Annotated in this window: 13 protein-coding genes and 1 tRNA gene; 2 read left to right on the top strand and 12 right to left on the bottom strand. The window is 68.4% G+C overall.

Annotation, left to right across the window (positions count from 1 at the left end):
• Window positions 1-18: 18 nt before the first annotated feature.
• The 9 genes from rpoB to AB0C99_RS02675 all read right to left on the bottom strand — a co-directional run bounded on the left by rpoB (window position 19) and on the right by AB0C99_RS02675 (window position 9244).
• Entirely contained in the window at window positions 19-3501 is a 3483-nt protein-coding gene (rpoB, locus tag AB0C99_RS02715; protein WP_362468490.1) for a DNA-directed RNA polymerase subunit beta, read from the bottom strand.
• Between the two features lie 547 nt (window positions 3502-4048).
• Window positions 4049-4429, bottom strand: coding sequence for a 50S ribosomal protein L7/L12 (gene rplL, locus AB0C99_RS02710; protein WP_362468488.1), 381 nt, complete (start codon window positions 4427-4429; stop codon window positions 4049-4051).
• Window positions 4430-4549: 120 nt separating this feature from the next.
• Entirely contained in the window at window positions 4550-5080 is a 531-nt protein-coding gene (gene rplJ / locus AB0C99_RS02705) for a 50S ribosomal protein L10 (protein WP_046908215.1), read from the bottom strand.
• Window positions 5081-5327: 247 nt separating this feature from the next.
• Window positions 5328-6266 carry a hypothetical protein gene (locus tag AB0C99_RS02700; protein WP_362468486.1) on the bottom strand — a complete coding sequence of 313 codons (939 nt, stop codon included), beginning with the start codon at window positions 6264-6266 and terminating at the stop codon, window positions 5328-5330.
• A gap of 152 nt (window positions 6267-6418) precedes the next feature.
• Window positions 6419-7147, bottom strand: coding sequence for a 50S ribosomal protein L1 (gene rplA / locus AB0C99_RS02695; protein WP_362468484.1), 729 nt, complete (start codon window positions 7145-7147; stop codon window positions 6419-6421).
• Window positions 7148-7230: 83 nt separating this feature from the next.
• Window positions 7231-7665 carry a 50S ribosomal protein L11 gene (gene rplK / locus AB0C99_RS02690; protein ID WP_030318720.1) on the bottom strand — a complete coding sequence of 145 codons (435 nt, stop codon included), beginning with the start codon at window positions 7663-7665 and terminating at the stop codon, window positions 7231-7233.
• Window positions 7666-7824: 159 nt separating this feature from the next.
• A complete protein-coding gene (gene nusG / locus AB0C99_RS02685) occupies window positions 7825-8727 on the bottom strand; it encodes a transcription termination/antitermination protein NusG (protein WP_362468482.1) in 903 nt (300 codons plus the stop codon).
• Window positions 8728-8771: 44 nt separating this feature from the next.
• Window positions 8772-9059 (bottom strand): preprotein translocase subunit SecE, encoded by a 288-nt coding sequence (secE, locus tag AB0C99_RS02680; protein WP_362468480.1) that lies wholly within the window; start codon window positions 9057-9059, stop codon window positions 8772-8774.
• A gap of 112 nt (window positions 9060-9171) precedes the next feature.
• Window positions 9172-9244 (bottom strand) — tRNA-Trp (locus AB0C99_RS02675).
• A 228-nt stretch (window positions 9245-9472) separates the two neighbouring features.
• On the opposite strand from AB0C99_RS02675, the gene AB0C99_RS02670 reads away from it, so the two are divergent.
• A complete protein-coding gene (locus tag AB0C99_RS02670) occupies window positions 9473-10699 on the top strand; it encodes a pyridoxal phosphate-dependent aminotransferase (RefSeq protein ID WP_362468478.1) in 1227 nt (408 codons plus the stop codon).
• Between the two features lie 128 nt (window positions 10700-10827).
• On the top strand, window positions 10828-11871 hold the full coding sequence (locus tag AB0C99_RS02665) for an adenosine deaminase (RefSeq protein ID WP_362468476.1): 1044 nt from the start codon (window positions 10828-10830) through the stop codon (window positions 11869-11871).
• Here the strand turns inward: AB0C99_RS02665 and AB0C99_RS02660 are convergent.
• Genes AB0C99_RS02660 through AB0C99_RS02650 form a run of 3 tightly spaced genes read right to left on the bottom strand, consistent with a single transcriptional unit; the run spans window position 11868 to window position 13875 of the window.
• Entirely contained in the window at window positions 11868-12959 is a 1092-nt protein-coding gene (locus AB0C99_RS02660; protein ID WP_362468474.1) for a UDP-N-acetylmuramate dehydrogenase, read from the bottom strand. The genes AB0C99_RS02665 and AB0C99_RS02660 overlap by 4 nt on opposite strands.
• Before the next feature lie 32 nt (window positions 12960-12991).
• Window positions 12992-13420, bottom strand: a complete 429-nt coding sequence (locus AB0C99_RS02655; RefSeq protein WP_362468472.1) for a MaoC family dehydratase — start codon at window positions 13418-13420, stop codon at window positions 12992-12994.
• On the bottom strand, window positions 13417-13875 hold the full coding sequence (locus tag AB0C99_RS02650; protein WP_362468470.1) for a MaoC family dehydratase N-terminal domain-containing protein: 459 nt from the start codon (window positions 13873-13875) through the stop codon (window positions 13417-13419). Before AB0C99_RS02650 ends, AB0C99_RS02655 begins: the two co-directional genes overlap by 4 nt.
• Window positions 13876-13944: the final 69 nt, after the last annotated feature.

The following is a 13944-nucleotide window of genomic DNA, read 5'->3' as shown; positions in this document are numbered from 1 at the left end:
TCCCCGTCCGGACTCCCGTCAGACCTCTTCGACGCTGCTCGGCTCGCGCCGGGACAGGTCGATGCCGAGCTCCTCCGCTGCGCGGAAGACGTCCTCGTCGGTGTCGCGCATCTCGATGGACATGCCGTCCGAGGACAGCACCTCCACGTTGAGGCACAGGGACTGCATCTCCTTGATGAGCACCTTGAAGGACTCGGGGATGCCGGGCTCAGGGATGTTCTCGCCCTTGACGATGGCCTCGTAGACCTTCACGCGGCCGGTCACGTCGTCGGACTTGATCGTCAGCAGCTCCTGGAGGGCGTACGCGGCGCCGTAAGCCTCCAGCGCCCACACCTCCATCTCACCGAAGCGCTGGCCACCGAACTGGGCCTTACCACCCAGCGGCTGCTGGGTGATCATCGAGTACGGGCCGGTCGAACGCGCGTGGAGCTTGTCGTCGACCAGGTGGTGGAGCTTGAGGATGTACATGTACCCGACCGAGATCGGGTCCGGGAACGGCTCGCCGGAGCGGCCGTCGAACAGGCGCGCCTTACCGGTCGGGAGCACCATGCGCTCGCCGTCGCGGTTCGGGATGGTGTGCTGGAGCAGACCCGCGAGCTCGTCCTCACGCGCACCGTCGAAGACCGGGGTGGCGACGTTGGTGCCGGGGGCGACCTGGTCGGCACCGATGGCCTGGAGGCGCTGCGCCCACTCGTCGGCGAGACCGGAGACGTCCCAGCCGCGGCTGGCGAGCCAGCCGAGGTGGATCTCCAGGACCTGTCCCGGGTTCATTCGGGACGGGACGCCGAGCGGGTTGAGGATGATGTCGACCGGGGTGCCGTCGTCGAGGAAGGGCATGTCCTCGATCGGAAGGATCTTGGAGATGACACCCTTGTTGCCGTGACGGCCGGCGAGCTTGTCACCATCGGTGATCTTGCGCTTCTGGGCGACGTAGACGCGAACCAGCTGGTTCACACCCGGGGGAAGCTCGTCGCCCTCCTCGCGGTCGAAGACGCGGACGCCGATGACCTTGCCGATCTCGCCGTGCGGCACCTTCAGCGAGGTGTCACGGACCTCACGGGCCTTCTCACCGAAGATCGCGCGGAGCAGGCGCTCCTCGGGGGTCAGCTCGGTCTCGCCCTTGGGCGTGACCTTGCCGACGAGGATGTCGCCGGCGACGACGTCCGCACCGATGCGGATGATGCCGCGCTCGTCGAGGTCGGCGAGGACCTCCTCGGAGACGTTCGGGATGTCCCGGGTGATCTCCTCGGGGCCCAGCTTGGTGTCACGGGCGTCGACCTCGTGCTCCTCGATGTGGATCGAGGAGAGGACGTCGTCCTGCACGAGGCGCTGCGACAGGATGATCGCGTCCTCGTAGTTGTGGCCCTCCCACGGCATGAACGCCACGAGCAGGTTCTTGCCGAGCGCCATCTCGCCGTCTTCGGTGGCGGGACCGTCGGCCAGCACCTGGCCCTCGATGACCCGGTCGCCTTCGTCGACGACGACCTTCTGGTTGACCGAGGTGCCCTGGTTCGAGCGGGAGAACTTGTGCAGGCGGTACGTGATGTACGTGCCGTCGTCGTTGGCGACCGTGATGTAGTCGGCCGACAGCTCCTGGACGACACCGTCCTTCTCGGCCTTGAGCACGTCGCCGGCGTCGGTGGCGCAGCGGTACTCCATGCCGGTGCCGACGAGCGGGGCCTCCGACTTAATCAGCGGGACGGCCTGACGCATCATGTTCGCGCCCATGAGGGCACGGTTGGCGTCGTCGTGCTCGAGGAACGGGATCATGGCGGTCGCGACCGACACCATCTGGCGCGGCGAGACGTCCATGTAGTCGACCTCGGACGGGAGGACGTAGTCGACCTCGCCGCCACGCTTACGGACCAGGACGCGGGGCTCGGTGAACTGGAGCTCGTCGTTCAGGGTCGCGTTCGCCTGGGCGATGACGAAGCGGTCCTCCTCGTCGGCGGTGACGTAGTCGACCTCGTCGGTGACCTGGCCGTCGACGACCTTGCGGTACGGCGTCTCGATGAAGCCGAAGGGGTTGATCCGGCCGTACGAGGCGAGCGAACCGATCAGACCGATGTTCGGGCCTTCGGGGGTCTCGATCGGGCACATGCGTCCGTAGTGGGACGGGTGCACGTCTCGGACCTCGAAGCCGGCCCGCTCACGGGACAGACCGCCGGGACCCAGCGCCGAGAGACGACGCTTGTGCGTCAGACCCGACAGCGGGTTGTTCTGGTCCATGAACTGCGACAGCTGGCTGGTGCCGAAGAACTCCTTGATGGAGGCGACGACCGGCCGGATGTTGATCAGGGTCTGCGGCGTGATCGCCTCGACGTCCTGGGTGGTCATGCGCTCGCGCACGACGCGCTCCATACGAGCCAGACCCGTGCGGACCTGGTTCTGGATGAGCTCGCCGACGTTGCGCAGACGACGGTTGCCGAAGTGGTCGATGTCGTCGGGCTCGACGACGATCTCCGCGCCGCTGGCGCCGACCGTCTCGGTCTCGCCCGCGTGGAGCTTGACCAGGTACTTGATCGTCGCGATGACGTCGTCGGTGGTGAGGACACCGGCGTCCAGCGGCTCGTCCGCGCCCAGCTTCTTGTTGACCTTGTAGCGGCCGACCTTCGCGAGGTCGTAGCGCTTCGGGTTGAAGTACAGGTTCTCAAGCAGCGTCTGGGCGGCCTCACGGGTCGGCGGCTCGCCCGGGCGCAGCTTGCGGTAGATGTCGAGCAGCGCGTCGTCCTGACCCTGGGTGTGGTCCTTCTCCAGGGTGGCGCGCATGGACTCGTACTCGCCGAACTCCTGCAGGATCTGCTCGGTGGTCCAGCCGAGCGCCTTCAGGAGGACGGTGACGGACTGCTTGCGCTTGCGGTCGATGCGGACGCCGACCATGTCGCGCTTGTCGATCTCCATCTCCAGCCAGGCACCCCGGGACGGGATGATCTTGGCGGAGAAGATGTCCTTGTCGGACGTCTTGTCGATGGAGGAGTCGAAGTAGACACCGGGGGAACGGACGAGCTGCGACACGACGACGCGCTCGGTGCCGTTGATGACGAAGGTGCCCTTGCTGGTCATGAGCGGGAAGTCGCCCATGAAGACCGTCTGGGACTTGATCTCGCCGGTCTCGTTGTTCGTGAACTCGGCGGTCACGAAGAGCGGGGCACCGTAGGTGAAGTCACGGTCCTTGCACTCGTCGATCGAGTTCTTCGGCGGCTCGAAGCGGTGGTCGCGGAAGGTCAGCGACATCGACCCGGAGAAGTCCTCGATCGGGGAGATCTCCTCGAAGATCTCCTCCAGACCGGACTTCGTGGGGACGTCGCGTCCCGACTCAAGGGCGGCCTCGACGCGAGCCTTCCAGGCAGCGTTGCCGAGCAGCCAGTCGAAGCTCTCGGTCTGGAGCGCGAGGAGGTTCGGAACCTCGAGAGGCTCCTTGATCTTTGCAAAGGAGATGCGCAGCGGGGCGGTGCTGGCGCCGTTGTTCGTATTGGTCGAGGCGTTGCGCGAGGCGGCCAAGAGGGGGTCCTTCCGAGGGCTCGGACTCACTACGCGCGTACCGGTCCCTAGCGATGCTTGTTGGAAGACGTTTCCCGATGTGGCTGAAAGGCCAGGTCAGAGTGGGTCGACCAGCGAAGCGGATGCGAGGGGATGCCCCTGGTGACGGGCAGGGGGCAGTTAACAGGCAGCGCAAAGGGACAGTGTAGCCACTTGGCCCACTGATGTCCAGGGCGAGTTCTTCGCAACCCTCGTTGTTCTCAACTCCGCGGTACCTCGCGCCGTGCGGCGCACCTCGATACTGCCCGTTCGGTCGCCGATCCATGCCTCGGAAACGGATCGATGTGACGACGCGTCCTGAGAATTGCGCGCTGCGTGCGGTTCGTCAAGGCCCCCGCCCCTGCGCGGCGCACGGCGAAGATCACCATACTCCGCCCCGGGAGCCCCGTACGACCGCCGCCACGCGGTCCCAGGCAACGCCGAAGGGCGACCACCCAGATGGATGATCGCCCTTCGGTGCCTCCGCGTTACACGGGGGCGAGAATCAGCTCAGCGAGCCGAAACGGCCTTACTTGACCGTGACGGAGGCGCCGGCGGCCTTGAGGGACTCGGCAGCCTTCTCGGCGGCCTCCTTCGCGACCTTCTCGAGGACCGGCTTCGGGGTGCCGTCGACGAGGTCCTTGGCCTCCTTGAGGCCCAGGGAGGTGAGCTCGCGCACGACCTTGATGACCTGGATCTTCTTGTCGCCGGCACCCTCGAGGATGACGTCGAACTCGTCCTGCTCCTCAGCGGCCTCGGCGGCGACCGGGGCACCCGGGCCGGCAACGGCGACGGCCGCGGCGGCGGTGACGTCGAACTTCTCCTCGAACGCCTTCACGAACTCGGAGAGCTCGATGAGGGTCATGCCCTCGAACTGCTCGAGCAGGTCTTCCTGAGACAGCTTCGCCATGATGGGCGATCCTTCCACTAATTCGGCAGGTGCCGGATGTACTGGTGAGGCGGGCGTACGTTCGGCCCGCTGCGACCCGCTCCGCCCGGATGGGCGGACCGGATCATTGCGCGAGCCGAGTTACTCGGCACCGCCCTGCTCGGCGAGCTTGACGCGAAGCGCCTCCGCGGTGCGGACGAACTTCGACGGCAGCGCCTGGAAGAGCGAGGCAGCCTGAGACTGCTTGCCCTTGAAGGCACCGGCCAGCTTGCTGAGCAGAACCTCGCGGGACTCGAGGTCCGCGAGCTTCTTGATCTCGTCGGCGGAGAGAGCCTTACCGTCAAGGACACCGGCCTTGATGATGAGGTTCGGGTTCTCCTTGGCGAAGTCACGCAGAGCCTTCGCCGACTCCACCGGGTCACCGGTGACGAAGGCGACCGCGGTCGGACCAGCGAAGTGCTCGTCCAGTGCGGTGATCCCGGCCTCGTTGGCCGCAATCTTGGTCAGCGTGTTCTTCACCACGGCGTACTGGGCGTTCTCACCGAGCGAACGACGCAGCGTCTTGAGCTGCGCCACGGTGAGACCCCGGTACTCGGTCAGCACAGCGGCGTTCGAGCCGCGGAACTGGTCCGCGAGCTCGGCCACCGAGGCAGCCTTGTCGGGCCTTGCCATAGAGCGTCGGCCTCCTTCCGGGTGATGTGACCGCTCGGAAGGGGCTGAACAAAACAAAACGCCCCGGGCGCAGGCGCACGGGGCTCAGCTCGACCGGATCGAAATCCGGGAACTCATCCACAGTCACCTGCGCGGGTCGTTCGCCACTCAGCGAATCCTTCGGCCACCGCACCTATAAGGGCGCGGCGACGACCAGCGGTCTCTGGCTTCTGTGGAAGAGTACGTGACGGGGGCGCCGCGGGGCAAATCAGCCCTGCGCGCCGGCTCCCTTGAGCCCCTTGAGCATCTCGAAGAGGTCGAAGGTGTCCTTGGCGGCCGGGGCCTGGACGGTGGCCTTGGCGCCGTAGTCGGTGTAGTTCGTGGTGATGGTCGTGAGCGCCTGCGGGGACTCCGTCTTGACGATCATCCGGACCGGGTAGTTGTCCGGGCTGACCCATGCCTCGATGTCGTACCCCTCGATGCCCGCCTTCTTCACGTTGGCGAGCAGCTTCTGCCGCTCCTCGGCTGAGAGGGTCGACTGCAGGGCCTTGTTGCTGGCGAGCACCTCGTCGACCGTGAGGCTGCCCTTGTAGTGCCGTGCCTCGATGCCGTTGACCTTCGCGGCGCCGAGGTCCTTCACATTCGGCGAGGCCGCCAGCAGGGCGAGCTGCTTCGTCGGGTCCTGGTTCAGGTTCTCCAGGCCGCCGGCCAGCTGCTTCTGCGCGGCGGAGTCCCCCGTGGCCTCGGCAGCGGCCTTGAGGTCCAGCTTCATCCAGCGCTTGCCGTCCATCTGGGCCGCCTTCTCGGTGCCCATGTCGGCGTACAGCACACCGTCCAGCATGATCACGCGCGACTGCTCGGCAGTGCCGAGGCCGTTCTCGCTGAAGGCACTGCTCTTGACCGTGAAGTCGGCCGCCGAGGGGTTCCAGCTCTGGATCCCGGTCACCTCGGTGCTGCCGCTGCCGCTGCCGTCCTGCCCCTGAGGCACGGCCACGCTCATGTGCATGGTGACCTTGGCGGACTTGGCCTCTGCGGTCTTCTGGTACGCGGCCTGCACGACCTTGCCGATCTGGTCGCCGCCTTGGACCTCCTGTTTACCCGGACCTGCGGCGGCCTTGCCGTCGCCGTCCTGACAGCCGGCCACACCGGCGATGACGGCCACGGCCGCCAGCGACACGCCCGCGCGCTTCCATGCGGACTTGTTCATGCGTACCCACCCCTTGCTCGTCTGTACGTTCGTAAACCCCGCGATGCCCAGCACCGTAACCCACGGTGCCGACAACACCGGAACGACAAAACCGCCCCCCACGGCTCCGGAGAGCCGTGAGGGGCGGTTTCAGGACGCTTGAGTCAGGAGACTCAGACCGCGGCCGGGTCCTCCTCGACGAGGAGGTTGCGGGTGCGGTTCGAGTCGACCGGAATGCCGGGGCCCATCGTGGTGGCGATGGCGGCCTTCTTGATGTAGCGACCCTTGGCGGCGGACGGCTTCAGACGGAGGATCTCCTCCAGGGCCGCGCCGTAGTTCTCCACCAGCTGGGCGTCGTCGAAGGACACCTTGCCGATGATGAAGTGCAGGTTCGAGTGCTTGTCGACGCGGAACTCGATCTTGCCGCCCTTGATGTCGTTGACAGCCTTCGCGACATCGGGGGTGACGGTGCCGGTCTTCGGGTTCGGCATGAGACCACGCGGGCCGAGGACGCGGCCGAGGCGGCCGACCTTGCCCATGAGGTCCGGGGTGGCGACGACGGCGTCGAACTCGTTCAGGCGGTTGCCCTTGGAGATCTCGTCGATGAGCTCGTCGGAACCGACGATGTCGGCGCCCGCGGCGATCGCGGCCTCGGCACGGTCACCGGTCGCGAAGACCAGGACCCGGGCGGTCTTACCGGTGCCGTGCGGAAGGTTCACGGTGCCACGGACCATCTGGTCGGCCTTGCGCGGGTCGACACCCAGACGGAAGGCGACCTCGACGGTGGCGTCGAACTTCGTGGTGGAGGTCTCCTTGGCGAGACGGACGGCCTCGAGCGGGGCGTAGAGCTTCTCCCGGTCGATCTTCGCGTCCGCAGCGCGGAGGGACTTGCTGCGCTTCACTGCTGCTCCTGGTGTGTTTCAGGGGTGGAGTCGTGGTGCGGGCCGGCGCAGGCCCTACCACTGAGGTCGAACGAGGGTGCTGATCAGCCCTCGACCGTGATGCCCATGGAACGGGCGGTGCCGGCGATGATCTTGGACGCGGCGTCCAGGTCATTGGCGTTCAGGTCGGGGAGCTTGACCGTGGCGATCTCGCGGACCTGGGCGGCCGTGAGCTTGGCGACCTTGGTCTTGTGCGGCTCGCCGGAGCCCTTGTCCACACCCGCGGCCTTGAGGATCAGCTTGGCGGCCGGCGGAGTCTTGGTGATGAAGGTGAAGGAACGGTCCTCGTAGACCGTGATCTCCACCGGCACGACCATGCCACGCTGCGACTCGGTCGCGGCGTTGTAGGCCTTGCAGAACTCCATGATGTTGACGCCGTGCTGGCCGAGCGCGGGGCCGACCGGCGGGGCCGGGTTGGCCGCACCGGCGTTGATCTGGAGCTTGATAAGCCCCGTGACCTTCTTCTTCTTGGGAGGCATGTGCTCTCTCCGGGTCCTAGTGAGAGTTTTCAGCCGATCCATCCGGTCGTCCGGACGGAGGCATACCGCACAACGATAACGGGTATAGGCGTGCGGCTAAAAACCGAGCAGGTCAGAGCGGCTGTGAGCCACTCTGACCTGCTCGGAAACCTGTGAAGATCAGTTCTTCTGGATCTGGTCGAAGCTGAGCTCGACCGGGGTCTCGCGACCGAAGATCTCGACGAGGCCCTTGACCTTCTTCGAGTCGGCGTTGATCTCGTTGATCGTGGCCTGGAGGGTCGCGAAGGGGCCGTCGGTGACGGTGACCGAGTCGCCGACCTCGAAGTCCAGGACCTCGACGGTGACCTTGCGGGCCGGAGCCGGCTTGCCCTCGGCCTCGGCGGCCTCGCGGGCGGCCTTCTCCTCGGCCTCCGGGGCGAGCATCTTGACGATCTCGTCCAGGGTCAGCGGGTACGGGTCGTAGGCGTTGCCCACGAAGCCGGTGACGCCGGGGGTGTTGCGGACGACGCCCCAGGACTCGTTCGTCAGATCCATGCGGACGAGAACGTAACCGGGCAGCTTGTTCTGCCGGACGTTCTTGCGCTCGCCGTTCTTGATCTGGACGATCTCCTCTTCGGGGACCTCGGCCTGGTAGATGAACTCCTCGACGTTCAGCGAGACGGCACGCTGCTCCAGGTTCGCCTTCACGCGCTTCTCGTAGCCCGCGTAGGTGTGGATGACGTACCACTCGCCGGGAAGCGTGCGGAGCTCCTCGCGGAGCGCGGCGATCGGGTCGACCGGAGCGGCGGGCTCGGCGTCCTCGTCCTCGGCGGACTCCTCGGACTCGGCCTCGGCCTCTTCGTCGTCCTCCGAGTCCTCGTCGGACTCCTCGGACTCCTCGTCGGCGGCCTCGGCCTCGTCCGACTCCTCGGCGGCCTCGGCGTGCACCGCGGACTCCTCGGCGGCCTCGCCGGCCTCGGCGTCAGCAGCGTCGGCCTGGTCCTCGTCGGCAGCCTCGACGATGTCCAGCTCGTCCTCGACGGACTCGGACTCGAAGGCGTCGTTCAGGTTCGCGTCAGACACGGTGGCTGCTTCTTCCTGCGATACAGATGGGGTGGAACAAAAAGTCAGCCGAAGACGTACTTGACTGCTTCCTGGAAGCCATAGTCAATCACGGTCACAAGGCCGATCATGATGACAACGAAGACAATCACCACAGTGGTGTACGTCGACAGCTGGCTTCGCGTGGGCCAGACGACCTTGCGGAGTTCCGCGACGATCTGGCGGTAGAAGAGCGCGAGACGGCCCAGAGGGCCCTTCTTTCCGCGCTTTCCGCCCTTCCGGGTCTTCTTCTTCGACTCCGGGGTGGCGTCTTCGGCATCAGGCATGTCGATGGAGCCTACGGCGTCCGTCACGATCTTTCACCTGATTCCGGGTCGTGGCCGTGCCGCGCCCGGATGGGTTGAGCCGCACGGCGGTGCAATGAAGTACGTACAACATGCGCACACAACCTGGCGGTGTGTGTAGCAGGGCCGGAGGGACTTGAACCCCCAACCGCCGGTTTTGGAGACCGGTGCTCTACCAATTGAGCTACGACCCTTTGTGGCGTCCCCCAACCTACCGCATCGTGAGATGTGGTCGGTGCGGGGCCAACGAGCAGTGAGTGTACGTGGTCGGAGGGCCCCGCGTCGAACAGAAACGGCTCCGACCTGCGTCCGGCCCGTCTCCGGGGCCCCCGGGACGGCGTGTACGACCGGGAATGACCGTTCCTGTCCGCTCCGTGAAACCTGTGTGCCGGGCCCGTTCGGGGTCTGGGACGATGGGCCGTATGAGCGCTGCTACCCCTCCCACCGAGCGCCGGGTCTCCGCCCGCGTCGGTGCGATCTCCGAGTCCGCCACCCTCGCCGTCGACGCCAAGGCCAAGGCCCTCAAGGCCGCCGGGCGCCCGGTCATCGGTTTCGGCGCGGGTGAGCCCGACTTCCCGACGCCGGACTACATCGTCGACGCGGCCGTCGAGGCGTGCAAGAACCCGAAGTTCCACCGCTACACGCCGGCCGGCGGCCTGCCCGAGCTGAAGGCCGCGATCGCCGCCAAGACGCTCCGCGACTCCGGCTACGAGGTCGACGCCTCCCAGGTGCTGGTGACCAACGGCGGCAAGCAGGCGATCTACGAGGCGTTCGCCGCGATCCTGGATCCGGGCGACGAGGTCATCGTCCCGGCCCCGTACTGGACGACGTACCCGGAGTCGATCCGCCTCGCGGGCGGCGTCCCGGTGGAGGTCGTGGCCGACGAGACCACCGGCTACCGGGTCTCGGTCGAGCAGCTGGAGGCGGCGCGCACGGAGCGGACCAAGGTCGTCCTCTTCGTCTCCCCCTCGAACCCGACCGGCGCGGTCTACAGCGAGGCCGACGCCGAGGCGATCGGCCGCTGGGCCGTCGAGCACGGCCTGTGGGTCCTCACCGACGAGATCTACGAGCACCTGGTCTACGGCGACGCGAAGTTCACCTCGCTGCCGGCGATCCTGCCCGAGCTGCGCGACAAGTGCATCGTGGTCAACGGCGTCGCCAAGACGTACGCGATGACCGGCTGGCGGGTCGGGTGGATCGTCGGCCCGAAGGACGTCGTGAAGGCCGCGACCAACCTGCAGTCGCACGCCACCTCCAACGTGAGCAACGTGGCCCAGGCCGCCGCGCTGGCCGCCGTCTCCGGGAACCTGGACGCGGTCGCCGAGATGCGCGCCGCCTTCGACCGCCGCCGCCAGACCATCGTGCGGATGCTCAACGAGATCGAGGGCGTCTACTGCCCGACCCCCGAGGGCGCGTTCTACGCGTACCCGTCGGTCAAGGAGCTGCTCGGCAAGGAGATCCGCGGCAAGCGTCCGCAGAGCTCGGTCGAGCTGGCGGCGCTGATCCTGGACGAGGCCGAGGTCGCGGTCGTGCCCGGCGAGGCGTTCGGCACCCCGGGCTACCTGCGCCTGTCGTACGCGCTCGGCGACGAGGACCTGGTGGAGGGCGTGTCCCGGCTCCAGAAGCTGCTGGCCGAGGCCACCGACTGAGCAGAGGCCCGGCATCGGGCGGCGGGCCCCCGGTTCTTCGGAACCGGGGGCCCGTTTTTGCGTTCTAGCAAGGTCCCGATCGGGGAAAGGGACTGTCCTCGTCCATTCGGGTGCGGCAAGATCAGTCGATGGAGCACGTTCACCGCGATCTCGCCACCCTGCCGAAGGCCCATCTGCACCTGCACTTCACGGGCTCGATGCGGCCCGCGACCCTGATCGAACTGGCCGACAAGTACGGGGTGCACCTCCCCGAGGCGCTCAAGAGCGGGACGCCGCCGAAGCTGCGGGCCACCGACGAGCGCGGCTGGTTCCGCTTCCAGCGGCTCTACGACCTCGCCCGCTCCTGCCTGCGCGAGCCCGAGGACATCCGGCGCCTGGTCCGCGAGGCGGCCCTGGAGGACGTCCGGGACGGCTCGGGCTGGCTGGAGATCCAGGTCGACCCCACCTCGTACGCCCCGCTGCTCGGCGGGCTGATCCCGGCCCTGGAGATCATCCTGGACGCGGTGGACGCAGCCGCGCGGGAGACCGGTCTCGGAATGCGGGTGCTGGTCGCCGCGAACCGCATGAAGCACCCCCTGGAGGCGCGCACGCTGGCCCGGCTGGCCGTGCGGTACGCGGACCGGGGCGTGGTCGGCTTCGGGCTCTCCAACGACGAGCGCCGGGGCATGGCCCGCGACTTCGACCGGGCCTTCGCCATCGCGCGCGAGGGCGGGCTGCTGGCGGCCCCGCACGGGGGCGAGCTGACCGGCCCCGCGTCCGTACGGGACTGCCTGGACGATCTGCGGGCGTCCCGGGTCGGGCACGGCGTCCGGGCGGCGGAGGACCCGCGGCTGCTGCGGAAGCTGGCCGAGCGCGGGGTGACCTGCGAGGTGTGCCCGGCGTCCAACGTGGCGCTCGGGGTGTACGAGAAGCCGGAGGACGTGCCGCTGCGGACGCTCTTCGACGCGGGGGTGCCGATGGCGCTCGGCGCCGACGACCCGCTGCTGTTCGGCTCGCGGCTGGCGGCGCAGTACGAGATCGCCCGCGTCCACCACGGCTTCACCGACGAGGAGCTGGCGGAGCTGGCCCGCCAGTCCGTCCGGGCCTCGGCGGCCCCGGAGCCGGAGCGGGGCCGCCTGCTCGCCGGCATCGACGCCTGGCTGGCGGCACCGGCCGCCCAGGGCCTCGCCTAGAGGGCCACGCCGACGGTCACGGGCTCGTTGACGAGGGTGATCCCGAAGGCGTCCCGGACCCCGGCGACGACCTCGCGGGCGAGGGCCAGCAGGTCCTCGGTGGTGGCCTCGCCGCGGTTGGTGAGGGCGAGGGTGTGCTTGGTGGAGATCCGGGCGGGCCCGGAGCCGTAGCCCTTCACGAAGCCGGCCTTGTCGATCAGCCAGGCGGCCGAGGTCTTCACGGCGCCGTCCGGGCCCGCGGGATAGGCGGGCGGGACGGTGTCGGGGCCGAGCCGGCCGGCGGCCCGGGTGACGAAGGTCTCGTACTGCTCCGCCGTCAGGATCGGGTTGGTGAAGAAGGAGCCCGCCGACCAGGTGTCGTGGTCGGCCGGGTCCAGCACCATGCCCTTGCCCGCGCGCAGCCGCAGCACGGTCTCGCGGGCCTTCGCGAGCGGCACCCGGTCGCCGGCCCCGACACCGAGGGCGCGGGCGGTCTCCGGGTAGGCGATCGGCGCGGACATCCCGTCGGCGTCCTCCAGCGCGAAGCGGACCCGGAGCACGACGTACCGGTCGGGCTGCTCCTTGAAGCGGCTGTGGCGGTACGAGAAGGCGCACTCGGCGTTGGTGAGGGTGACCGTCTCCCCGGCCCGCCGGTCGTACGCGACGACCTCGGTGACGGTGGCGGAGACGTCCTGGCCGTAGGCGCCGACGTTCTGGATGGGGGTGGCGCCCGCGGAGCCGGGGATCCCGGCGAGGCACTCGATCCCGGCGAGCCCGGCCTCCACGGTCCGCGCGACGGCGTCCGTCCACACCTCTCCGGCGGCGAGCTCCAGGCGGGTGCCGTCGAGGGCGAAGCCGGTGGTGGCGATGTGCAGGGCGGTGCCGTCGAAGCCCTTGTCGCCGATGACCAGGTTGGAGCCGCCGCCGATGACGAGGAGCGGGGTGCCCGAGTCGTCGGCCGCGCGGACCGCGGCGATCACCTCGTCGTCCGTGGTCGCGGTGACGAGCCGGGTGGCGGGCCCGCCGAGCCGGAAGGTGGTCAGGGGCGCGAGGGGGGCGTCGTTGAGCTGCTGCACGGGCTCAAGGGTACGAGAAAGCCCATAACCCATTGCGCGGACAATGGGTTATGGGCTTCGCGTCGTCAGGCGAGCCGGACCACGGCCCGGCTCATGCCCAGGACCTTCTGGCCGGCCGAGGTCGCGGTGAGGTCCACGCGGACCAGGCCGTCCTCCAGCTTGGCGGCCACCTTGGCGGAGACCTCGACGAGGGCGCCGTCGGCGTCGTTGGGGACGACGACGGGCTTGGTGAAGCGGACGCCGTACTCGACGACGGCGGCGGGGTCGCCGGCCCAGTCGGTGACGACGCGGATCGCCTCGGCCATGGTGAACATGCCGTGGGCGATGACGTCGGGGAGGCCGACCTCCTTGGCGAACTTCTCGTTCCAGTGGATCGGGTTGAAGTCGCCGGAGGCGCCCGCGTACCGGACGAGTGTGGCGCGGGTCACCGGGAAGCTCTGCGCGGGCAGCTCGGTGCCGGTCTCGACCTCGTCGTAAGCGATCTTCGCGGTCACGGCCGGGCCTCCTCGGGCGCGCGGGACACCAGCTTGGTCCAGGCGGTCACGACGTGCTCGCCGGTCTCGTCGTGGACCTCGCCGCGGATGTCCAGGATGTCGTTGCCGGCCAGCGACTTGATCGCCTCGATGGTCGAGGTGACCGAGAGGCGGTCGCCGGCGCGCACGGGGCGCGTGTAGGCGAACTTCTGGTCGCCGTGCACCACGCGGCTGTAGTCCAGGCCCAGCTGCGGATCCTCGATGACCTGGCCGGCGGCCTTGAAGGTGATCGCGAAGACGAAGGTCGGCGGGGCGATCACGTCCGGGTGGCCGAGCGCTTTGGCGGCCTCCTGGTCGGTGTACGCGGAATTCGCGTCGCCGATCGCCTCCGCGAACTCGCGGATCTTCTCGCGGCCGACTTCGTACGGCGCGGTGGGCGGATAGGTCCGGCCCACGAAGGACTGGTCGAGCGCCATGGGCTCGCTACCTCCTGGTGTGTTGCCTGTACAAACGACACGAGGCCGCCCCCAGAGGGGACGGCCTCG

It is taken from the genome of Streptomyces sp. NPDC048659, from assembly GCF_040650575.1.
Lineage (GTDB): Bacteria > Actinomycetota > Actinomycetes > Streptomycetales > Streptomycetaceae > Streptomyces.
The sequence above is the reverse complement of the archived record's forward strand: the minus strand, read 5'-3'. Positions and strand labels throughout refer to the sequence as shown.